Source organism: Streptomyces sp. col6 (assembly GCF_008042035.1).
Classification (GTDB): domain Bacteria; phylum Actinomycetota; class Actinomycetes; order Streptomycetales; family Streptomycetaceae; genus Streptomyces.
In genome coordinates this window covers 792,578-813,711 of record NZ_RDBL01000013.1, presented here as the reverse complement: position 1 = coordinate 813,711, position 21,134 = coordinate 792,578, and the positions used below count along the sequence as shown (strand labels likewise).

Genomic DNA, 21,134 nt, shown 5'->3' with positions numbered 1-21,134 from the left:
CTCGCCGAGCGCGGCGAGCTCGTCGGCGGTCAGCCGGGCGAGGTACTCGGAGCTGAAGGAGGCGCTGCGCCATTCGGCGGGCCAGCTGCGGCTCGCGTCGAGGTGGCGGCGGTACATCTCGACGTGCTGGTCGAAGGAGAGCCGGCTGACGGCGGAGTGGGTGGCGGCCAGCTCGGGCGCCTCGCTGAAGTCCTCGTCGTAGAAGCGCAGTCCCTCCGACGCGGGCTGCCACCAGCGTTCGCGGCCGTCCCTGCCCGCCCGGTCGGCCTCCTCGATCAGGCCGTGGTCGGCGAGCTTGCGCAGGTGGTAGCTGACGAGCGAGACCGCCTCGTCGACCTGCTCGGCGAGCTGGGAGGCGGTGGCCTGACGGGCGATGTAGAGGGCCCGGTACAGCTTCATCCGCAGGGGGTGCCCGAAGGCCTTGAGGGTGCCGAGGTCGGAGACCCGGCGTGATGCGTCGCTTGCCATGCCCCGAGCGTAGATAGAAAAGAAATCTTGCGCAATATCTATTGCACAAGTTTTGTTGCGCGTTTCTCCGATGCCCTGCCGGTCCTTCCAGTCCTGCTGGTCCTTCCGGTACGGGAGCCGAGGTACCCGAGCAGGAATCCGGCCGGGATCGTGACCAGGCCCGGTGCCTGGAGCGGGAACCAGTGGAAGTCCCGGTCCGGGAAGAGGGCAACGGGCGTACCGGAGAAGGCGGGCGAGAACACCATCAGGACCGCGATCAGCGGGAGCGTCCCGTAGACCGTCCAGCGCACCCCGCGCGCGGTGAAGCCCGGCCGGAACAGTGCGTACAGCAGGACCGGCGGCAGGACGGAGGCGGCCGCCGCGAACGAGAGCGAGAGCAGCACCTGCGGGTTGCGGTCGTGGGTGTACGTCGACGCCCAGACGGAGACCGCGCCCGTCAGGACCACCGCGAGGCGGGCGCGCACGATCTCGCGCCCCGCCGACCGGTCGGAGCGCGCCTCCGTACGGGCCCGTGCCCTCGCCGCGAAGTCGCGGGCCAGGGACGAGGCGGCGGCCAGGGTGATCCCGGCGACGGCGGCCAGCGTGGTGGCGAACACCGCGCAGGCGACGCACGCGAAGAGCAGGCTCTCGCGCGGCCCGCCGGCACCCGGGTCGAGTGCCCCGGTGACCAGCAGCAGCGCGGTGCCGCCCGCCGGGTCCGCCCCCCGGATGACCTTGTGGCCGAGCAGGGCCGAGGCGCCGAGTCCGGCCACGACGACCCCGGCGCACAAGACGGCCACCGGGACCACCGCCCACACGGTGGCGCGGCGCACGGTCCCGCGGTCGCGCATCGGGTGCAGCCGCATCGTGATGTGCGGCATGCACGCGGCCCCGAGGAGCAGGGTGAGCTGGAAGCCCAGCAGGTCCAGGGTGCCGGCGAGGCCGGGGCCGAACTGGAGGCCGGGGCGGGCGTACGCGCCGCCCGCCCCGCTGCCGCGCCGCGCGGCGTCGAACAGGGCGAACGGGTTCCAGCCGAAGCGGGCGAGCACCAGGCCGGCGAGCAGGGGCACCGCGGCCAGCACCACCGCGACCTTGAGGATCTGGACGTAGCCGGTGCCGCGCATGCCGCCGACCGCGGAGTAGCAGACCATCAGGGCGCCGCCGGCCACGGTGCAGCCGGTGAGCGCGCCGTCCGGCAGCCCGAACATCGCGGCCATCACCCGTCCCGCGGTGGCGAGTTGCACCAGGAGCAGCGGGGTCAGGACGACCAGGGTGGTGATGCCGAGGGCGCGGCGCACCGAGGGGTCCCCGAGCCGGTCCGCGAGGAAGTCGCCGAGCGTGAACACCCCGCTGCGGCGCATCGGTTCGGCCAGGACGCGCAGCACCAGGACGAGCGAGGCGACCGTGGCCAGGGCGAACAGGACGCCGTCGAATCCGGCGAGCGCGACGGAGCCGGTGGTCGAGAGCAGGGTGGCGGCGGAGAGGTAGTCACCCGCGATCGCCAGCCCGCTCCCGGCCGGGCCGAGCGCCGCGCCGCCGCCCGCGTAGAAGTGCTCCGGGTCGTCCTGGTCGGCGGCGGCCAGCCCGCACAGCAGCAGCGAGACGGCGACGAACCCGAGGAAGACCACGACCGCGAGCGACCGGGCGTCGAACCCGCCGCTCACCGGCGCGGTCCCGGGAGCGGGGCGGGGCCGGTCGCGGGGGCACTGGGTGACGGCTGCACAGGAGACATGCGCGTACGGCATCAGGCCGCCGCGCCCGCGTACAGCGGGTCGGCCGGGGGCGCTGCGGGGGTACAGCCCGGCCGGGTGCGGTCTGTGCGGGGGCACAGGCCTCGGCGGGGCACAGGCCTGGGCGCATAGCCCTGGGCAGGGCACAGGCCTGGGCGGGGGCGAGGAGAAAAGCACACGCCCCGGCCCGTGGACGGCCGCGCGTCCCCGGCCTCAGCCCGTGAGCAGGCGTCGGGCGGCCAGGGCGAGGGAGACCTCGACCGCGTCCGAGGGGCGGGTGAGGCAGCGGCCGGTCAGCTGCTCGAAGCGGCGGAGCCGGTTCAGGACGGTGTTGCGGTGGCAGTAGAGCCGGGCACCCGCCCGGGGCGCCGAGCCGTCCGCGTCGAACCAGGCGGTGAGCGTCTCGATGAGCACGTCCCGGTCGGCGGCGTCCAGCCGCTCCAGCGGGCCCAGCACGCGGTCGGCGAGGGCCGCGCCGAGGCCCGGTGACGAGACGACCAGCGCGGCGGGCAGGTGCTCGTCGAGCAGGACGACCCCGCCGTCCGCCGGGCAGGCCCGCAGGGCGGTCTCCGCGAGGCGCCGGGCGTCCCCGACGGCGGCCAGCCCTTCGACCGCCGCGCCGATGCCGGCCCGTGCGCCGGGGGGTACACGCAGGGCGGCGGCCAGGCCGGTGAGCGTCCCGGCCGCGTCGCCGTGCTCCGCGCCGTCGCCCCGGCCCAGCGGCAGGATGGCGAACTCCGTCTCCGGGCCCGCGTGCCACAGGGCGTCCGTTCCGGCGGGCAGTTCCAGGGGCGGGTGCGTGGTGCCGTGCGGGGAGCGGCGGGCGTCGCTCACGGCGAGCACCGCGTACCGGCCGTCCTCCGGCAGGCCGAGCGCGGCCGCCGTGTCCGGGAGGTCGGCGATCTGGGCGGTGCCGTCGAGCAGCGCGGCGGTCATCAGGCGGTGGCGGTTCTCCCGGCGCCAGGCCAGCCGGCGCTCCGCCCTGCGGTAGGCGTCGGCGACCACCCCGCAGTGCTCGTCCACGAAGTTCCAGACGTCCGCGGCGACATGGACCAGCAGCCGGATGTCCTCCGGGTGGCGGCGGGCGGTCTCGTCCACCAGGTCCTGCCAGACCATCGCCCCGCCCATCCGGAACGCGTGCAGGACCGCGTCCAGCGGCAGCCCCTGCTCCGCCCGGACCTCGCCGATCCGCCGGGACGTGCGGTGCGCCGCGTCCCGGAACTCGCGGGGCTGGATGAGTGATCCGACGTTGTGCCGCAGCGAGTGGTGCACCTCCTGCCAGATCTCCGCCGGGTCGGCCTCGATCGCCGCGCGGTAGGCGGGCTCCTGCTCCCGCAACGCCTCCACCAGCCGGTCCGTCAGCTCCGGCAGCGCGGCCACCAGCACCCGGGCGGCCCGGTGCAGCACGGCGACGGCCTCGCGGTCGGCCAGGGAACGGAAGCGGTGCGGGACCGGGACGACGGGCGGTGGCGCGTGCAGCGCCCTGACCCGTGAACGTACGACCTGTGGCATGGCGGCCTCCACCGGGATTCGGCCGGCTCGCTGGGCGGCCGGTTCCGGTGCACCCGCCCAGCGCGGAGGCTGCGGGCGCACCGAATGATCCTGACGCCCGCAGAATGACATACCGCCCAGTCGGTACCTAGAGGTGTGCGGCCTCCTTCTCATCACGGTCCTGCAACCTCGGTGGCCCGTACGGGTCTTCGGGGCCGGTTCGCAGCAGGCCGGCCAGCTCCGTACGGGAGCGCACGCCCAGGGCCGCGAACACATTGCGCAGGTGGTGGTCGACGGTCCGGGTGCTCACCGAAAGCCGCAGCGCCACCTCCCGGTTGGTGGCCCCCTCCGCCACGCACCGGGCGATCCGCTGCTGCTGCGGGGTGAGCGCGGCCAGCGGCGCGGCGGCCCCGGACGGGCCCGCCGCGTCCACCGCCTCGCCGGCGGCCCGCAGTTCGCCGCTCGCCCTGGCCGCCCAGGCCGCGGCCCGGCACCGCTCGAACCCCACCAGGGCGTCCCGTAGGGGTTCGCGCGCCTCGCGGGTGCGGCGGCGCCTGCGCAGCCAGGACCCGAACAGGAGCCGGGTGCGCGCCTGTTCGAAGTCGCCGCCGGCCCGCTCGTGGTGCGCGAGCGCTTCCCCGTACCGCCCGGCCGCCTCGCCGGCAGGTGCCAGCAGGGCCCGGCAGCGGGCCAGTTGGGCGGGCACCTGGGGGTCGGTGGTGCGGCTCGCCCACACGGCGAACTCCGCCACCGCCTCGCCCACCGGGTCCGCCGCCCCGCCCCGGACCGCCCGCCCGGACAGCACCGACGCCTCGACGTAGCAGGGCACCGCGAGCATCCGGATGGCGAAGTGGCCGCGCCGGGGCCCCGGTCCGACCAGCGGGTCGAGCCGGGCCGCCGCCTCCGCCGGGCGCCCGGCCGCCAGGTCGGCGCGGGCCTGTGCCCAGGCGGCCAGGGTCGCGGCCTGGACGAGCCCGTGCGGTGCCGCGCCCGCCAGCGCGGCGTCGGCGTGGGCCGCGCACTCGCGTGCCCCGCTCTCCACCGAGGCGGCGAGGGCGAGTACGGCGTGCAGCGGGGCGGCGGTGTTGGACTGCCCGGTACGACGGGCCGCGCGCAGGCCGTCGAGCGCGTGGGCACGGGCACGCGCGTGCCGGCCGGCGCGCAGCTCCGCGTAGGCCAGGTGCTCCAGCGCCTGCGGCAGCAGCGCGTCGGCGCCGCTCACGCGCACGGCGTCCAGCGCGCGGGCCCCGGCCCGGCAGGCTGCGTCGAGATCGCCGAGCACCAGCCCCGCCGCGCCGGCCCGCAGCAGGGTCCCGGGGTCCTGGCTCCGGGCGGCGGACCCCAGACAGCGGCGCAACAGGGTGTGTCCCTCACCGAGCCGCCCGCGCAGCACCGCGCACATGCCGTCGCGGTACTGCGCCAGGACCCGGTCGGCCCTGCCCACGGGGATACGGGTCAGCGCGTCGAGATACCCGAGGGCGTCGCCCGCCGCCCAGGCGGCCTCGGCGGCCCCGAGCAGGGCGTCCCGCACCCGGCCGGGGTCGTGCTGGGCGAGCAGACGGGCGGCGGTGAGCAGGGTCGCGTGGGCGTCGGGGACGGGTCCGTCGCGCAGGGCGAGCAGGCCCCGGACGAGGTGGGCGGCGGCGTGCTGGGGGTGGCGGTCGTGTCCGGGGCGCCCGGGGTTCTGCCCCGCGTACACGTCGTCGCCGGCACACGCGTCGCAACCGGCACACCCGGGGTGGCGGACGTGTTCGGCGTGAGCGCGGCCCTGCCCCGCGTGCACGGCTTCCCCGGCACACGCGTCGCAACCGGCACACCCGGGGTGGCGGACGTGTTCGGCGTGAGCGCGGCCCTGCCCCGCGTGCACGGCTTCCCCCGCACACGCGGCACCCCGCCCCGCCTGAACTCCGGCCCGCGCCAGCAGGCCGCGGGCCCGCCCCGGCTCCCCCGCGAGCCGCGTCTGCTCCGCCGCCGCCACGTACCGGGCGGCCCGCTCCGCGCCGTCCGGCGTCAGCGCGGCGGCCCGCACGAGGGCGGCGGCGCGCTCCGCGTGCGGGCGGGGCCGTAAGGCGGCGGCCTCCAGCGCGGCGGCGAGCCGGGCATCGGGGCCGGACGCCGCGCAGGCCCGCTGGACGAGGGCGGCGAGGCCGTCCGGGCCGGCCGCCAGACGGTCGGCGAGCAGGTTGTGCACGGCGCGGCGGTGGTGCGGGGGCGCCCGGTGCAGCAGGGCATGGCGCAGCAGCGGGTGGGTGAAGTGGACGCGGTCGCCCGCCCGTTGGAGGACGCCCGCAGCGAGCGGAGCCGGGACGGGAGCGGCCGATGCGGCGGCGCCGCGTACGAGGGCGAGGTCCGCGCCGGTGCCCTCCGGCTCGTGCTCATGGGCGGCGGCGGCGATCAGGAGGAGGGTGCGGGTGCCGGCGGGAAGGTGGCCGACGCCGGCCGCGTGCGCGGCGAGGACGTCGTCGGCGCCGGGCAGCGGGTGCGGCAGCGGAGTCCGTCCGGCGAGCTGGCCGGAGGTGAGCCGGGCGGTGAGATCGGTGAGCAGCCGGGGGTTTCCGGCCGCCTCCCGGATCAGCTCGCCCCGCACCACGGGATCGACCGCCTCGCCCCGCACCACGGGGTCGACGCCTCGGCGCGCACCACCGTCGCCCCCGTGCCCCGTGATCCGGTCGAGCAGCGCGGCGGCCGCGTCGTCGTCGAGGGGCCCGAGCCGCAGCGCGGGCAGCCCGGCGAAGCTCGTCTCGTCCCCGGCACCGATCAGCACGGCGGCCCGGCCGCCCGGCCCGAGCCGGCGGGCGGCGAAGGCAAGGGCGGCACGGGAGTCGGGGTCCCAGAGGTGGGCGTCGTCCACGCAGACCAACAGGGGCCGGCCGGCGCCGAGCCGGCGCAGGAGGCCGAGGAGGGCGGCGGGCGCGAGTCCGTCCCGCAGCACCCGGTCGGGGCCGCCGGGCACCGCCCCTTCCGGCGCCGCGCACAGCAACGCGTGCAGTCCGCTGTACGGCACCCACCGTTCGGCCGGGACACCGGCCGTGTGGAGGACGGGCCCCGCGCCCGGCGAGCGGTGTGCCGCGACGGCGTGGTCCAGGAGGGCGGTGCGGCCGGTGCCGGGCGGGGCGGTCAGGACCAGGGCCCCGCCGTCACCGCGTCGGAGGCGTGTCAGCAGGCTGTCGAGGACGGCGAGTTCGCCGCTGCGGCCGTACGGCCGGAGCGGACGGTGCACGGTCGTGGGGGACGTCACGCCCGGCACGCTAGGCCGGACCCCCCGGGCCCGGAAGGCACGGGTACGGCGAGGGGGCGCCCTCCCAGGGAAGGGCGCCCCCTGTCTGTGCACGCGCACAACCGGGCGTTCAGCGCACCGGGTGTCCGGCCTCCGCGAGCGCGCCCTTGACCTCGGAGATCCGCAGGTCGCCGAAGTGGAAGACGGACGCGGCCAGGACCGCGTCGGCCCCGGCGTCGATGGCCGGCGCGAAGTCCGCGAGCCGGCCGGCGCCGCCGGAGGCGATGACGGGGACGCGGACGTGCTTGCGGACGGCGGCGATCATCTCGGTGTCGTAGCCGTCCTTCGTCCCGTCGGCGTCCATCGAGTTGAGCAGGATCTCGCCCGCGCCCAGCTCGGCGGCGCGGTGGGCCCACTCGACGGCGTCGATGCCGGTGCCCCGGCGGCCGCCGTGCGTGGTGACCTCGAACGAGCCGTCCGGGGTGCGCCGGGCGTCCACGGAGAGCACCAGGACCTGGCGGCCGAAGCGCTCGGCGATCTCCCGGATCAGCTCCGGGCGGGTGATCGCCGCGGTGTTGACGCCGACCTTGTCCGCGCCGGCCCGCAGCAGCTTGTCGACGTCGTCCGGGGTGCGGACGCCGCCGCCGACGGTGAGCGGGATGAAGACCTGCTCGGCGGTGCGGCGCACGATGTCGTAGGTGGTCTCCCGGTCACCGCTGGAGGCGGTGATGTCCAGGAAGGTCAGCTCGTCGGCGCCCTCGGCGTCGTACAGCTTCGCCATCTCGACGGGGTCGCCCGCGTCGCGCAGGTTCTTGAAGTTGACACCCTTGACGACCCGGCCGTCGTCCACGTCGAGGCAGGGGATGACACGTACGGCGAGACTCATCGCGCACCCGCCCGGTAGGCCTCGACCTCGACCTCGACGACCAGGCCCGGGTCGACGAAACCGGAGACCACGACCATGGTGGCGGCGGGGCGCACCGCGTCGAACAGCTCCTTGTGGGCGCGGCCGACCTCGTCGGTGTCCCGGGCGTGCATGACGTACATCCGGGTGCGGACGACGTCCTCGCGGCCCAGGCCCAGCTCCTTCAACGCGTCGAGGGCGACGCCGAAGGCGGTGACGGTCTGCTCGTACGGGCCGCCCGCGGCGATCTCGCCGCCGACCACCGACGTACAACCGGACACCAGCACCAGGCCGTTGGGGAGCTCGACCGCGCGGGAGTAGCCGAACTTCTCCTCCCAGGGGGCGCCGGAGGAGACGCGGCGCACGGATGCGGATCCGGTCATACGGAGACCGCCTCCAGCGCCTCTTCGAGGGTGAACGCCTTCGCGTACAGGGCCTTGCCGACGATCGCGCCCTCGACGCCCGCCGGGACCAGCGAGGCGATGGCCCGCAGGTCGTCCAGCGAGGAGACGCCGCCGGAGGCGACGACGGGCTTGTCGGTGGCGGCGCAGACGTTCTTCAGGAGCTCCAGGTTGGGGCCCTGGAGCGTGCCGTCCTTGGCGATGTCGGTGACGACGTAGCGGGCGCAGCCCTCGGAGTCGAGGCGGGCCAGCGTCTCGTAGAGGTCGCCGCCGTCGCGGGTCCAGCCCCGGCCGCGCAGGGTGGTACCGCGCACGTCGAGGCCGACGGCGATCTTGTCGCCGTGCTCGGCGATGACCTTGGCGACCCACTCGGGGGTCTCCAGGGCGGCGGTGCCGAGGTTGACCCGGCGGCAGCCGGTGGCGAGGGCGGCGGCGAGCGAGGCGTCGTCGCGGATGCCGCCGGACAGCTCGACCTTGATGTCCATGGCACCGGCCACCTCGGCGATGAGGGCGCGGTTGTCACCGGTGCCGAAGGCGGCGTCCAGGTCGACGAGGTGCAGCCACTCGGCGCCGGCGCGCTGCCAGGCGAGTGCGGCCTCCAGCGGGGAGCCGTAGGAGGTCTCGGAGCCGGACTCGCCGTGCACCAGGCGGACCGCCTGGCCGTCGCGGACGTCTACGGCGGGGAGCAGTTCAAGCTTCGGCATTACAGCGTCTCGATCCAGTTGGTCAGCAGCTGGGCGCCGGCATCGCCGGACTTCTCGGGGTGGAACTGGGTGGCCCACAGCGCGCCGTTCTCCACGGCCGCCACGAACCGTTCGCCGTGCGTGGCCCAGGTGACCTTGGGGGCACGGATCTTCGCGTTGGTGACTTCGAGGCTCCAGTCGTGCGCCGCGTAGGAGTGCACGAAGTAGTACCGCGCCTCGGGGTCGAGTCCGGCGAACAGCTGGGAGTCCTCGGGGGCTTCGACGGTGTTCCAGCCCATGTGCGGGACGACATCGGCCTTGAGCGGGCCGACCGTGCCGGGCCACTCGTCGAGCCCCTCGGTCTCCACGCCGTGCTCGATTCCGCGCTCGAACAGGATCTGCATGCCGACGCAGATGCCCATCACGGGGCGTCCGCCGGCCAGCCTGCGGCCGATGACCCACTCGCCGCGGGCCTTCTTCAGTCCCTCCATGCATGCGGAGAACGCGCCGACGCCGGGCACCAGCAGCCCGTCGGCGTTCATCGCCGCGTCGAAGTCGCGGGTGATCTCGACGTCCGCGCCGACGTGGGCGAGGGCGCGCTCGGCGGAGCGGACGTTGCCGAAGCCGTAGTCGAAGACGACGACCTTCTTCTTCGTATCCACGATGTCGCTCCTAGTCCCAGAGTCCCTGGATGCGCAGGACGCCCGCCACCAGGCACATCAGCGACGCGATGGCGAGCAGGACGACGACGCCCTTGGGCATGCCCTGCTTGGCGAAGGAGTAGACCCCGCCGGCCAGGAACAGGCCGACCAGGATCAGGATGGTGTTGAGGCCGGTCACAGGGCGCCCTTCGTGGACGGGAGGATGCCGGCCGCGCGCGGGTCGTGCTCGCTGGCGTAGCGCAGGGCGCGGGCGAGCGCCTTGAACTGGCACTCCACGATGTGGTGCGCGTTGCGTCCGTACGGGACGTGGACGTGCAGGGCGATCTGCGCCTGCGCGACGAAGGACTCCAGGATGTGGCGGGTCATCGTCGTGTCGTACGCGCCGATCATCGGCGCCATGTTCTCGGGCTCGGTGTGCACCAGGTACGGCCGGCCGGAGAGGTCGACGGTGACCTGGGCGAGCGACTCGTCCAGCGGGACGGTGCAGTTGCCGAAGCGGTAGATGCCGACCTTGTCGCCGAGCGCCTGCTTGAAGGCGGCGCCGAGCGCGAGGGCGGTGTCCTCGATGGTGTGGTGCGAGTCGATGTGCAGGTCGCCGTCGGTCTTGACCGTGAGGTCGAAGAGGCCGTGCCGGCCGAGCTGGTCGAGCATGTGGTCGTAGAAGCCGACCCCGGTCGCGACATCGACCTTTCCGGTGCCGTCGAGGTTGATCTCGACCAGCACGGACGTTTCCTTCGTGGTGCGTTCCACGCGGCCTACGCGGGGGCTCATGCGTCGTGCTCCTTCTTCATTTCGCGAACCGCGTCGAGGAACGCGTCGTTCTCTTCCGGGGTCCCCGCGGAGACCCGCAGCCATCCCGGTACGCCGTTGTCCCGGACCAGGACGCCCCGGTCGAGGATCCGCCGCCAGGCGGTGTGGCTGTCGGCGAAGCGGCCGAACTGGACGAAGTTGGCGTCCGATTCGGTGACGTCGAAGCCGGCGGCACGCAGCTCGGTGACGATCCGGTCGCGCTCGCTCTTGAGCTGCGCCACGTACCCGAGGAGCGTATCGGTGTGCTCCAGGGCGGCGAGCGCGGTGGCCTGGGTGACGGAGGACAGGTGGTACGGCAGCCGGACCAGCTGGACCGCGTCGACCACGGCGGGGTCGGCGGCGAGGTACCCGAGGCGGAGACCGGCGGCGCCGAACGCCTTCGACATGGTGCGCGAGAGCACCAGGTGGGGCCGGCCCTCGATCAGCGGGAGCAGCGAGGGGTGGTGGCTGAACTCGCCGTACGCCTCGTCCACGACGACCATCGACGGCTTCGCGGCCTGCGCGGCGTCGTACAGCGCGAGGACGGTGTCCGCGTCGACGGCGGTGCCGGTGGGGTTGTTGGGCGAGGTGATGAAGACGACGTCGGGGCGGCGCTCGGCGATGACCGCGCGGGCGGCGTCGACGTCGATGGTGAAGTCCTCGTTGCGCGGCCCGGAGATCCAGCCGGTCCCGGTGCCCCGGGCGATGAGGGCGTGCATCGAGTACGAGGGCTCGAAGCCGATCGCCGTGCGGCCGGGCCCGCCGAAGGTCTGGAGCAGCTGCTGCAGGACCTCGTTGGAGCCGTTGGCGGCCCAGACGTTGGCGGCCTCGACCCAGTGCCCGGCGGTGCGGGTGAGGTAGCGGGCGAGCTCGGTGCGCAGTTCGACGGCGTTGCGGTCGGGGTAGCGGTTGAGGTCGCGGGCGGCCTCGCGGACCCGTTCGGCGATGCGGTCGACGAGCGCGTCGGGCAGCGGGTAGGGGTTCTCGTTGGTGTTGAGGCGTACGGGGACGTCGAGCTGGGGCGCTCCGTACGGGGACTGGCCGCGCAGTTCGTCGCGCAGGGGCAGGGCGTCCCACGGGTTGGCCGTGGGTCCGCCGGCGTTGCTGTTCGTCACTGCTGGGGAACCTTCCACCCGAACCTGGCCTTGAGCGCGGCGCCGTGGGCGGGGAGGTCCTCCGCCTCGGCGAGGGTCACCACGTGGTGGGTGACCTCGGCGAGCGCGTCGCGCGTGTAGTCGACGATGTGGATGCCGCGCAGGAAGGACTGCACGGACAGGCCCGAGGAGTGGCAGGCGCAGCCGCCGGTGGGCAGGACGTGGTTGGACCCGGCGCAGTAGTCGCCGAGCGAGACCGGCGACCAGGGGCCGACGAAGACCGCGCCGGCGTTGCGGACACGGTCGGCGACGGCGGCGGCGTCGGCGGTCTGGATCTCCAGGTGCTCGGCGGCGTACGCGTTGACGACGGTGAGGCCGTCCTCCAGGTCGTTGACCAGGACGATCGCGGACTGCCGGCCGGCCAGCGCGGGCTCGATGCGGTCCTTGACGTGCTTGGTCGCGGCGACCTGGGGGGCCAGCTCGGCCTCGGTGGCGGCGGCCAGCTCCTCGGAGTCGGTGACCAGCACGGCGGCGGCCATCGGGTCGTGCTCGGCCTGGCTGATCAGGTCGGCGGCGACGTGCACCGGGTCGGCGGTGGCGTCGGCCAGGATGGCGATCTCGGTGGGTCCGGCCTCGGCGTCGATGCCGATCCGGCCCTTGAGGAGGCGCTTGGCGGCGGCGACGTAGATGTTGCCGGGCCCGGTGACCAGGTCGACGGGCAGGCAGTCCTCGGTGCCGTACGCGAACATCGCGACGGCCTGGGCGCCGCCGGCCGCGTACACCTCGTCGACGCCGAGCAGGGCGCAGGCGGCCAGGATCGTGGGGTGCGGCAGGCCGCCGAAGTCCTTCTGCGGCGGCGAGGACACGGCGAGGCCGCGGACGCCCGCCTCCTGGGCCGGGACGACGTTCATCACGACGGAGGACGGGTAGACCGCGCGGCCGCCCGGCACGTAGAGCCCGACGCGGTCGACGGGCACCCACTTCTCGGTGACGGTGCCGCCGGGGACGACCTGGGTGGTGTGCGTGGTGCGGCGCTGGGCGCGGTGGACGAGACGGGCGCGGCGGACGGACTCCTCCAGGGCGGCACGGACGGCCGGATCCAGCTCCTCCAGCGCCCGCGCGAGGACGTCGGCGGACACCCGGACCGACTCGTTCCGGACGCCGTCGAGCTTCTCCCCCCAGTCGATCACTGCCGCCGAGCCACGATGGCGTACGTCCTCGCAGATGGGCCGCACCGTCTCCAGGGCGGCTTCCACGTCGAACTCGGCACGGGGCAGCAGGTCGCGCAGGGCGCCACCCTCGGGGAGGGCATCGCCGCGCAGATCGATTCGAGAGATCACACCGCAATTCTCGCAGACCGCCACGCGCGCCCGGACGGCCGTATCACTGGCTGATACATGCCGCCGCTGTGACGGCTGACTATGTGCGTTCATCCGGTCACTCAGAGGGAATAACGGGAACACGCCTCCGAACGAAAGGGGCACCGGTGACGGAGCGGCACGACGATGATCTCCCGGACGGCCTCAGCGCGGCGGAGCTGGGCATGTGGCAGTCCTTCCGGAACGGCACCACCTACGACCTGCGGGCCCGCGACCGGGTCCGCGACGATCCCTTCGCCCCGCACGAGTGGGGACCCGAGCGCAGCGTGGAGGCCCGGGTCGTCGCCCGGCTGCTGCTGAGCGGCCCGCCGGCCCGGCCGGGCCGGGTGACGGCGCTGAAGCTCTGGGGCGTACGGATCACCGGAAAGCTGGACCTGGCGGGCGGGCGCGTCGATCCGTACGTGGAGCTGACCGGCTGCCGGTTCGACGAGGAGGTGGCCTTCCCGGAGTGCCACTTCACGACCCTGCGGCTGGTGGGCTGCGCGCTGCCGCGGCTGGAGGCGGCGCGGCTGCGCACCGAGGGCGATCTGCATCTGCCGCGCTGCCGGGTGGAGCGGGGCCTCCGGCTGACGGACGCGCAGATCGGCACGGACCTGCTGATCAACCAGATCGAGGCCGGCCCGGACCGGCAGGGCCGGGCCCTGCTCGGGGACGGGCTCACGGTGGCCCAGGACCTCCAGGCCGAGATGGCCGACCTGCTCGGCGAGCTGAGTCTGCGCGGCGCGAAGGTGGGCGGTTCGCTGAGCCTGCGCGGCAGCCGGCTGCGGGCGGTCCAGGGCCGCCGCGCGCTGAACGCCCCGCAGCTCAGCGTGGAGCGGACGCTGTACATGAGCGAGGCGTGGGTCAGCGTGGACACGGGGAACCAGGGCACCACTCCCCCGTACGGCATCGCCACCTCGCCGACCCCGGCGCACGGCACCCGGGCGCAGGTCTTCCGCTGCCGGGGCGGGGTGCGGCTGGACGACGGCAGGTTCGGTGACGCGGTGGACCTGCACAAGGCGGTGTTCGTGCTGGACGCGCACGAGGAGCTGTCGCTGCGCCGGACGGTCACCCCGGAGCTGCGGTTCAACCCGGAGCGCCCGGCGCGCGGCCGGGTGGTGCTCAACGGCGCGAAGGTCGTCACGCTGATCGACGTGTCGACGAGCTGGCCGGGCCCCGGCGGCCTGGCGATGGGCGGGTTCGTGTACGAGAACCTCGTCCCGTACGGGCACTTCCCGCTCTCCCGGCGCCTGGAGTGGGTGGCGGCGGCGACCCCGGAGTACGTGCCGGAGCCGTACGAGCGCCTGGCGGCCGTGCTCCGGGGCAGCGGGGAGGACGCGGACGCCCGGGAGGTGCTGCTCGCCAAGCAGCGCCGCCGTCGCGAGACGCTGCCGCCCGCCGGGAAGCTCTGGGGCTACCTCCAGGACTGGACGGTGGCGTACGGCTACCGGCCGGGGCGGGCCGCGGTGTGGATGGCAGTGCTGTGGGCGGCGGGCACGCTGGCGTTCTCGCGGTACGACCCGGCGTCGATCAAGGGCGGGGAGCATCCCCGGTGGAACGCGGCGCTGTACGCCCTGGATCTGCTCATCCCGGTGATCGATCTCGGCCAGGACGGCTACTGGCGGATGGAGGGCGGCTGGCAGTGGCTGGCGGCCGCGCTGGTCCTGCTGGGGTGGATACTGGCCACCACGGTCGCGGCGGGCGCCTCCCGGCTGCTGCGCCGCGGCTGAGGCGTACACCGCGACGCGAACGGGGTACGCCCCGGCGCACCGGGCCGTTCAGGACCCCGCGGGCGTCGGGGCAGACCACGGACCTTCTGCCCAGCACCCATGAGAATCAGCCAGAATCCGCGCTTTCCTTTACTTCACCTTGACCGACGGCCGGGCAACCCATCCACTCGGCACCAAAGCTTCACAGCACCCCTCTTGGCGCCGCCTCCACCAGCGCTTTTCAATGGTCTGCACCATGCCTTTCCTCCGCGCTCTGCTCCGAACCGCGCGCGTGATCCGGCACACCCCGGCGCTGTCCACCGGGTTGCCCGCGGACCACGCGGTGCTGCTCGACGCCCCCGACGAACGGCTGTCCCCCGCGCTGGTGGCCGCCGCCGCCGGGGAGTACGAACCGGCCGCGAAGCTCCTGGCGACCACCCGGGACGCCGCCGAGTGGGAGAGCCGGGACCGCTATCTGAGACGGCTTGTCGCGTTCGCCCGCAACCGGGACGGCTGGCTGGCGGACTGGCTGGCCGCCGCCCCGCACGACCCGGACGCCCTGCTCGTCAAGGCGCAGCTCGCGGTCGACCGCGCCTGGGAGTCGCCGGCACGGGCGGAGCAGTTGCGCGAGGTGGGGCCGCTGATCACGGCGGCCGCGCTCAGCGATCCGAGGGACCCGGTGCCCTGGCGCCTCGCGCTGGACCACGCCCGGGGCACGCAGGCCACGCACACCACGTTCGAGGAGCTGTGGGAGCAGGCCCTCCAGCGCTCCACGCACCACTACGGCTGCCATGTCGCCGCCCTGCAGTACCTCTCGGCCGCCTGGTACGGCTCGCACCGCGAGTGCTTCGACTTCGCCGAGCGGGCCGCCGAGGACTCGGTCCCCAGCTCCCTGGTCCAGGCGCTGCCGCTGCGCGCGGCCTTCGCGATGCTGACCGAGAGCGCGTGGGACGCCCGGTCGACCTCGGTGCAGGAGGAGCGGATCGACGCGGCGGCGGATCTGGCGATCTCGCTGTCGGCCGCCTTCGCCCCCGGCGACCCGTGGCCGGCCGAGGTCCGCAACCTGCTCGCGTACGTGCTGGTGGTACGGGGCCGGTGGGCCGAGGCGCTGGAGCAGTTCGGCCGGATCGGCCCGCACGCGTCCTCGTTCCCGTGGGCGTCGGTGTCCGGCGATCCGCTGGGCCGCTTCCTCGACGCGCGGGACGGCGCGCGGCTCCGGGTGGCCTCCGCGACGCCGCTGCGACAAGGCTCCGGACGAGGACGGGCGCACGGCCATTACGCTTGACCGCTGTGACCACCGCTCGCCTGCCCCTGTTTCCGCTGAACGCGGTGCTGTTCCCGGGCCTCGTGCTGCCCCTCAACGTCTTCGAGGAGCGCTATCGCGCCATGATGCGCGAGCTTCTGACCATCGACGAGGACGAACCGCGCCGGTTCGCCGTGGTCGCCATCCGTGACGGCCGCGAGACCGCCGTCACGGGTCTCGGCATGCCGGAGGCGGTCCGTACGCCCGTCGAACGCGGCCCGGCGGACGGCTTCGGCGCCGACCCCGCCCAGGCCCTGCACCGGGTGGGCTGCGTCGCCGACGCCGCGACCGTCCGGGAGCGCGCGGACGGCAGCTTCGAGGTCCTGGCCACCGGCACCACCCGGGTCCGGATCCTGTCCGTGGACGCGAGCGGCCCGTTCCTCATGGCCGAGCTGGAGGAGCTGGAGGAGGAGCCGGGCGAGGAGGCGGGCCCGCTCGCCGAGGGCGTCCTGCGCGCCTTCCGCGCCTACCAGAAGCGGCTGGCCGGTGCGAGCGAGCGCTCCCTGACCACGGGCGCGGACCTGCCGGACGACCCGTCGGTCGTCTCGTACCTGGTCGCCTCCACGGTGGTCCTCGACATTCCCGCCAAGCAGCGCCTCCTCCAGGCCCCGGACACCGCGACCCGGCTCCGCGAGGAGCTGCGCATCCTGCGCTCGGAGACCGCGGTCATCCGCCACCTGCCCTCGCTCCCGGCGGTCGACCTGACCGTCGGCCCGACGCACCCCAACTGAGGCCATGGCGAAGAAGCAGAAGAAGTCCCCGTCCGGCGGCACCCCCGCCACGGTCGCCCTGACGACGGCGGGCACGGAGTTCACCGTGCACGCGTACGAGCACGACCCCGCGTCGCCCTCCTACGGCGAGGAGGCGGCCCAGGCCCTGGGCGTCTCCCCCGACCGCGTCTTCAAGACCCTGGTCGCCGACGTGGACGGCCGCCTCACCGTCGCGGTGGTCCCGGTCGCCGGCTCCCTGGACCTGAAGGCCCTGGCCTCGGCGGCCGGCGGCAAACGCGCCACGATGGCGGACCCGGCCGCGGCGGAACGCACCACGGGCTACGTCCGGGGCGGCATCTCCCCCCTGGGCCAGCGCAAGCGCCTCCCCACGGTCCTGGACGCGTCGGCCCGCACCCACCCCACGATCTGCGTCTCGGCGGGCCGCCGGGGCCTGGAGGTGGAACTGTCCCCGGAGGACCTGGCCACCCTGACGGGAGCGGTGTTCGCGGACATCGGACGCGGCTGAGGGGCCGGTCCCTGGCCGGCACGCCGAAACCCAGCCCCGCCGAAACCAAGCCCCGCCGAAAATCCAGCCCCGCCGGCGTTTGAGGCGCGGGGTCCGGGGCGGAGCCCCGGTTTCGGGAAGGGGCGGGGACCCCCACTCCCCCTCGAAGTCCCGCGGCCCCCAAGCCGCGGTGAGCGCCAGATGCACCACCATCGCCGCCAGCCCCCAGGCCAGCAGCACCCCGTGCGCGTGCATCTCCAGCGGCGCGTCGAACACAACCCCCTTGCCGACCTCCCGCGCATGCGCCACCACGTCGTCCGTCGGCCCCAGCCGCGTACCGAGCTGCCACGCCAGCAGCGAACCGAGCACGCTGCCGACCGCGAGGCCCACCGTCAGCCAGATCCCGCCGCGCCGGTGGAACCAGAAGACCAGGCCCGCCGAGACCGCCCCGAACGCCAGCCCGAGCAGGGCGAATGTGCCGTCGGCGCCGATGGCCTGCTCGCCCTCGCTGTTGCTGAGGAAGACCGCCGTGCTGTCGGAGACGAGCGGCACCCTGGGCGCCAGCCACAGCCACAGGAACCCCATCAGGACGCCCGCGACGGTCACCACCGCGGCGACGACGCCCGCCCGGCGCAGATCCGCACGCAGTTCGCCCCGGTCCGTCTCCCGCGCCGGGACCCAGTGGGAGCCCTGGGGGCCGGGGGTCCCGGCGGGCTCACCCCCCGCCGGCGACTTCTGCCAGTCGTGGTGGTCGTCCGATGAGGGCCGGTGCGGCGGCGTCAGAGGTGCGGTCACCGTGCCATCGTGCCAGGCGCCCGCGAGCCGCGCCTCACCGGACCGCCGCCCTGCGGTAGGCCCAGGTGGCCACGGCGAGCGAGACCACTCCGACGACGGCGCAGACCGCCAGGTCGAGGGCGACGACCGCCCAGTCGGGGTGGGCGCCGAAGGACCGGGACAGCGCCTCGACCCCGTACGTGGACGGCAGCAGATCGCGCGCCCAGCCGATCGGCTCCGGCAGCCGGTCGGCCGGCAGGACGCCCAGCAGCAGCGCCGCGGACATGCCCAGCTGCCCGAGCAGCGTGGCGAGTTCCTGGCGCGGGGCGAGGAGGCCGAGCGCGGCCCCGAGGCCGGAGAGCGCCGCCCCGGAGAGGGGCACGACGGCCACGAGGACCCACAGGTGCACCATCGGCAGCCCGAACAGCACGCTGCCGGTCACCGCGGTGACGACGGTGCCGGGCACGGTGAACGAGGCGTACGCCCCGGCCGCGCCGAGCACCACGGCGGCGGGCGGCACGGGCAGGGTGGCGTAGTGGTCGAGCCCGCCGCCCGCCCGGAGCTGGCCGAAGTACTGGGCGAGCAGGTTCAGGGCGACGAAGGCGACGACCAGGACGCTGGACCCGGCGACGACGGCCCGCGCCTCGGAGCCGCCGTCCACCACACCGCGCATCAGGATCATGATCCCGATGGACTGGAAGGTCGCCACGAACAGCAGCGGGATGCGGGCCACCCTGGCCCGGGAGAGCTGGGCGCGGTAGACGGCCGCGAGGGAGGGGAACAGCCGGGCCCGGGGCGCGAGCGTCGCGGCCGCCCCTGGCACCGCACCGATTCCGCTCATGCCTTCACCAGTCCCTTGGTCGCGCCGCCGCCGAGCGCGAGGTAGACGTCCTCCAGGCTCGGCGTCGCCAGGCTGAAGTCGTCGAGCGCGGCGAAGGCCGCGCCGCCGGTCACCGCGGCGACCGCCGCCCGCGCCTCGTCGGGCGCGAGCCGCAGCACCCAGCGGCGCCCGGACTCCTGCGCGACCGCGCGCAGGGCCGCGACCTCGGGCAGCTCCAGCGGGGCGCGCTCGCGCCACACCAGCTCGACCCGGACCTCCCCGGCGACGCGCTCCTTGAGCCCGGCGGGGGTGTCGCAGGCGATGACCTTGCCGCGTTCGATGACGGCGACCCGGTCGAGGACGGTCTCGGCCTCGATGACGTTGTGGGTGACGAGCAGGACCGTCGCGCCGCGCTCGGCGCGCCGCCGGTCGACGGCGGCCCAGACGGCGCGCCGGGCCACCGGGTCCATGCCGGTCGTCGGCTCGTCCAGGACGAGCACCGGCCGCTCCCCGACGAGCGCGGCGGCGACGCAGGCGAGCCGCCGCTGGCCGCCGGAGAGCTTCTTCAGGGGCCGCCCCGCGAGGTCGGCGAGACCGAGTTCGTCCAGGACGGCGTCCCGCTCGGCGCGCGCCTCGCGCACGGGAAGGCCGCGCAGCCGCCCGGTGGTCTCGGCGGCCAGCGCGACGGTCAGCTCGTCGAGCGCGGTGGACTCCTGCCCGAGGTAGCCGATCAGCCGGGAGGCCCGCTCGGGGTGGCGTACGAGGTCGTGGCCGAGCATGTCGACACTGCCGGAATCGGGCCGCATCAGACCGGTGAGCTGCCGTACGAGGGTGGACTTTCCGGCACCGTTGGGCCCGAGCAGTCCGAAGATCTCACCGCAGCGGATGTCGAGGCTGATGCCGTCGGTGGCGCGTACTTCCGGGGTCGCGGGCGTGCCTCGGCGGCCCCGGGCCGGGGGGTAGGTCTTCACCAGATCACGCACCGCGCACACGGTGCCGCTCGCCGTCGGCGCCTGTGCTGTCCCCGTACTCACGAGGTACGAGGGTACGGGGTCCGGGGACCGGCATTACGCCCGGGGCCGCACCGATCGGACATCAACGCGGCAAACGGCGGGCGGGTTGAGCGGCCCTCGGCCGAATGTGGCCTCAGTCTCCGGCCGGGCCCGTTCTCCCGGCCTTCTCCGCCGCCCGCTCGGCCGCCGGGGCGTGGTCGGCCGCGGCCCGTACGTCGATCTCGCGCCAGAAGCCCGCCCGGATCGCGTACCGGTCGTGCTCGTCGATCTGGTCGTCCTTGTGGGCGAGGAGGCCGAAGCGGGCCGCGTACCGCAGCAGCTCGCCGTCGATGCGGTGCGGGATGCGCGGGTAGAGGGTGGAGAGCTTCGGCAGGTGGCCGGCCTCCGGGAGCCGTTCCATCCAGCGCCGGGCGAAGACCTGGCCCACCTCGAAGGGGTCGCCGCCGACCGTGGTGATGTCCTCCTCGCGGTCGGCCCAACGCTGTTCGGCGCTGGTGAGCTGGGCGAGCGTGGGCAGGGACGCGGTCTCCGGGGGTTCGCCGAGCGGGCCGCCGCGCTCCACCCAGCCCCGGTCGGAGGACCAGCGCAGGGTCGCCGCGGGCTGCGGGGCGGGGGGCCGCTCGGTCTGCCCGGCGGGGCCGCGCAGGGTGCCGGCGAGGTCCTTCGGGGTGGGGACGCCCTTGCCGCCGTGGCCGTGCGCGGGCTGGGCGGTGCTCTCGCCGGCCCGGGGGGCCGCCTCCTCACCGGTGTCGGCGGCCTCGGCCTGCGCGGCGGCCCGGGAAGCGCGCTCGGCGGAGGCGGCGAGGGCCGACTCGGGCAGCGGGGCGGAGAGGATCGCGGCGATCTCGGGGCGCGTGGCGGGCGCCGGGGCGCAGGCGCCGCCGGTCTCCTTGGCGCGGACGGCCTGGGTGATCCAGGCCCGGTCCAGGACGCGGCGCTCGTCGGCCTCCGCGACCAGGTCCTCGGACTGGTTGTAGTCGCCGTCGGCGGCCTGGACGGCCCAGAGGTGGACGGCGACGCCGTGCTCCTTGGCGGACATCAGACCGGGCAGCAGGTCGCCGTCGCCGGTCACCAGGACCACGTCGGAGCAGGCGCGGTTGCGGGCCAGCTCGGTGAGCTCGGCGTGCATCGCCGCGTCGACGCCCTTCTGCGCCCAGCGCCCGTCACTGCGGGTGAGGGCTCCCAGGCGGACCGTGACCCGGGGCATGACGCGCAGCCTGCGGTGCTCGGGCTGCGGGACGCGGTCGGGGGCGCCGTCGAACCAGTAGATCCGCAACAGCGGCTGCTCGGTGTCGGCCTCGGCGCGTTCGCGCAGCTGCTGGATGAGGGCCGCGTGGTCGACGGTGATGCGGGACCGGGCGGGCTCTCCTGCCAGCAGACTCGCGGCCGCACCCAGCAGATAGCCGGCGTCCACCAGGACGACGCAACGGTCCACGCACTCCACCCTCTTCCAGGCATTCGGGATCGGGTTTTCTCAAGGTTCCTTCGAGTCTGCCCGACCGCGCCGGGGTTGACGGCCGGAAC

At 74.9% G+C, this 21,134-nt stretch carries 19 protein-coding genes; 4 read left to right on the top strand and 15 right to left on the bottom strand.

All coding sequences use genetic code 11. The annotated features are described in order from the left end of the window. The 12 genes from EAO73_RS20295 to hisD form a co-directional block, all read right to left on the bottom strand. Positions 1 to 468 (bottom strand): ArsR/SmtB family transcription factor (locus EAO73_RS20295; RefSeq protein ID WP_147973560.1); only part of this gene is annotated, 468 nt, incomplete at its 3' end. Between the two features lie 38 nt (positions 469 to 506). Next, positions 507 to 2,111, bottom strand: coding sequence for a cation acetate symporter (locus EAO73_RS20290; RefSeq protein ID WP_147972925.1), 1,605 nt, complete (start codon positions 2,109 to 2,111; stop codon positions 507 to 509). Positions 2,112 to 2,390: 279 nt separating this feature from the next. Next, positions 2,391 to 3,689, bottom strand: coding sequence for a helix-turn-helix domain-containing protein (locus EAO73_RS20285; RefSeq protein WP_147972924.1), 1,299 nt, complete (start codon positions 3,687 to 3,689; stop codon positions 2,391 to 2,393). Between the two features lie 127 nt (positions 3,690 to 3,816). After that, complete coding sequence (locus EAO73_RS20280; RefSeq protein WP_191134154.1) at positions 3,817 to 6,906, bottom strand: helix-turn-helix transcriptional regulator; 3,090 nt, start codon at positions 6,904 to 6,906, stop codon at positions 3,817 to 3,819. Positions 6,907 to 7,015: 109 nt separating this feature from the next. Beyond that, positions 7,016 to 7,771 carry an imidazole glycerol phosphate synthase subunit HisF gene (gene hisF / locus EAO73_RS20275; RefSeq protein ID WP_147972923.1) on the bottom strand — a complete coding sequence of 252 codons (756 nt, stop codon included), beginning with the start codon at positions 7,769 to 7,771 and terminating at the stop codon, positions 7,016 to 7,018. Continuing rightward, positions 7,768 to 8,172 carry a RidA family protein gene (locus tag EAO73_RS20270; protein WP_147972922.1) on the bottom strand — a complete coding sequence of 135 codons (405 nt, stop codon included), beginning with the start codon at positions 8,170 to 8,172 and terminating at the stop codon, positions 7,768 to 7,770. Before EAO73_RS20270 ends, hisF begins: the two co-directional genes overlap by 4 nt. Next, positions 8,169 to 8,894 (bottom strand): bifunctional 1-(5-phosphoribosyl)-5-((5-phosphoribosylamino)methylideneamino)imidazole-4-carboxamide isomerase/phosphoribosylanthranilate isomerase PriA, encoded by a 726-nt coding sequence (gene priA / locus EAO73_RS20265; RefSeq protein ID WP_147972921.1) that lies wholly within the window; start codon positions 8,892 to 8,894, stop codon positions 8,169 to 8,171. Before priA ends, EAO73_RS20270 begins: the two co-directional genes overlap by 4 nt. Continuing rightward, positions 8,894 to 9,538 (bottom strand): imidazole glycerol phosphate synthase subunit HisH, encoded by a 645-nt coding sequence (gene hisH, locus EAO73_RS20260; RefSeq protein WP_147972920.1) that lies wholly within the window; start codon positions 9,536 to 9,538, stop codon positions 8,894 to 8,896. The genes priA and hisH overlap by 1 nt, the downstream gene beginning before the upstream one ends. A 7-nt stretch (positions 9,539 to 9,545) precedes the next feature. Next, positions 9,546 to 9,713 carry a hypothetical protein gene (locus tag EAO73_RS36040; RefSeq protein ID WP_191134153.1) on the bottom strand — a complete coding sequence of 56 codons (168 nt, stop codon included), beginning with the start codon at positions 9,711 to 9,713 and terminating at the stop codon, positions 9,546 to 9,548. After that, positions 9,710 to 10,306 carry an imidazoleglycerol-phosphate dehydratase HisB gene (hisB, locus tag EAO73_RS20255; protein WP_037786278.1) on the bottom strand — a complete coding sequence of 199 codons (597 nt, stop codon included), beginning with the start codon at positions 10,304 to 10,306 and terminating at the stop codon, positions 9,710 to 9,712. The genes EAO73_RS36040 and hisB overlap by 4 nt, the downstream gene beginning before the upstream one ends. Further along, positions 10,303 to 11,439: a histidinol-phosphate transaminase gene (locus EAO73_RS20250; protein ID WP_147972919.1), complete on the bottom strand. Its 1,137-nt coding sequence runs from the start codon at positions 11,437 to 11,439 to the stop codon at positions 10,303 to 10,305. Before EAO73_RS20250 ends, hisB begins: the two co-directional genes overlap by 4 nt. Continuing rightward, positions 11,436 to 12,758 carry a histidinol dehydrogenase gene (gene hisD, locus EAO73_RS20245; RefSeq protein WP_147972918.1) on the bottom strand — a complete coding sequence of 441 codons (1,323 nt, stop codon included), beginning with the start codon at positions 12,756 to 12,758 and terminating at the stop codon, positions 11,436 to 11,438. Before hisD ends, EAO73_RS20250 begins: the two co-directional genes overlap by 4 nt. Before the next feature lie 146 nt (positions 12,759 to 12,904). Here hisD and EAO73_RS20240 point away from each other — a divergent pair, with 146 nt between their 5' ends. The 4 genes from EAO73_RS20240 to ybaK all read left to right on the top strand — a co-directional run bounded on the left by EAO73_RS20240 (position 12,905) and on the right by ybaK (position 17,024). Continuing rightward, positions 12,905 to 14,506 (top strand): oxidoreductase, encoded by a 1,602-nt coding sequence (locus EAO73_RS20240; RefSeq protein WP_147972917.1) that lies wholly within the window; start codon positions 12,905 to 12,907, stop codon positions 14,504 to 14,506. A 223-nt stretch (positions 14,507 to 14,729) separates the two neighbouring features. Further along, positions 14,730 to 15,770, top strand: a complete 1,041-nt coding sequence (locus EAO73_RS20235) for a hypothetical protein (RefSeq protein ID WP_147972916.1) — start codon at positions 14,730 to 14,732, stop codon at positions 15,768 to 15,770. A 5-nt stretch (positions 15,771 to 15,775) separates the two neighbouring features. Continuing rightward, positions 15,776 to 16,519, top strand: a complete 744-nt coding sequence (locus EAO73_RS20230) for an LON peptidase substrate-binding domain-containing protein (RefSeq protein WP_147972915.1) — start codon at positions 15,776 to 15,778, stop codon at positions 16,517 to 16,519. A 4-nt stretch (positions 16,520 to 16,523) separates the two neighbouring features. Further along, positions 16,524 to 17,024 carry a Cys-tRNA(Pro) deacylase gene (gene ybaK / locus EAO73_RS20225; protein ID WP_147972914.1) on the top strand — a complete coding sequence of 167 codons (501 nt, stop codon included), beginning with the start codon at positions 16,524 to 16,526 and terminating at the stop codon, positions 17,022 to 17,024. 808 nt (positions 17,025 to 17,832) lie between these two features. Here the strand turns inward: ybaK and EAO73_RS20215 are convergent. The 3 genes from EAO73_RS20215 to EAO73_RS20205 all read right to left on the bottom strand — a co-directional run bounded on the left by EAO73_RS20215 (position 17,833) and on the right by EAO73_RS20205 (position 21,054). Beyond that, positions 17,833 to 18,618, bottom strand: a complete 786-nt coding sequence (locus EAO73_RS20215; RefSeq protein ID WP_147972913.1) for an ABC transporter permease — start codon at positions 18,616 to 18,618, stop codon at positions 17,833 to 17,835. Continuing rightward, a complete protein-coding gene (locus EAO73_RS20210; RefSeq protein ID WP_147973558.1) occupies positions 18,615 to 19,589 on the bottom strand; it encodes an ABC transporter ATP-binding protein in 975 nt (324 codons plus the stop codon). Before EAO73_RS20210 ends, EAO73_RS20215 begins: the two co-directional genes overlap by 4 nt. A 154-nt stretch (positions 19,590 to 19,743) precedes the next feature. After that, positions 19,744 to 21,054 (bottom strand): NYN domain-containing protein, encoded by a 1,311-nt coding sequence (locus EAO73_RS20205; protein WP_147972912.1) that lies wholly within the window; start codon positions 21,052 to 21,054, stop codon positions 19,744 to 19,746. Positions 21,055 to 21,134: the final 80 nt, after the last annotated feature.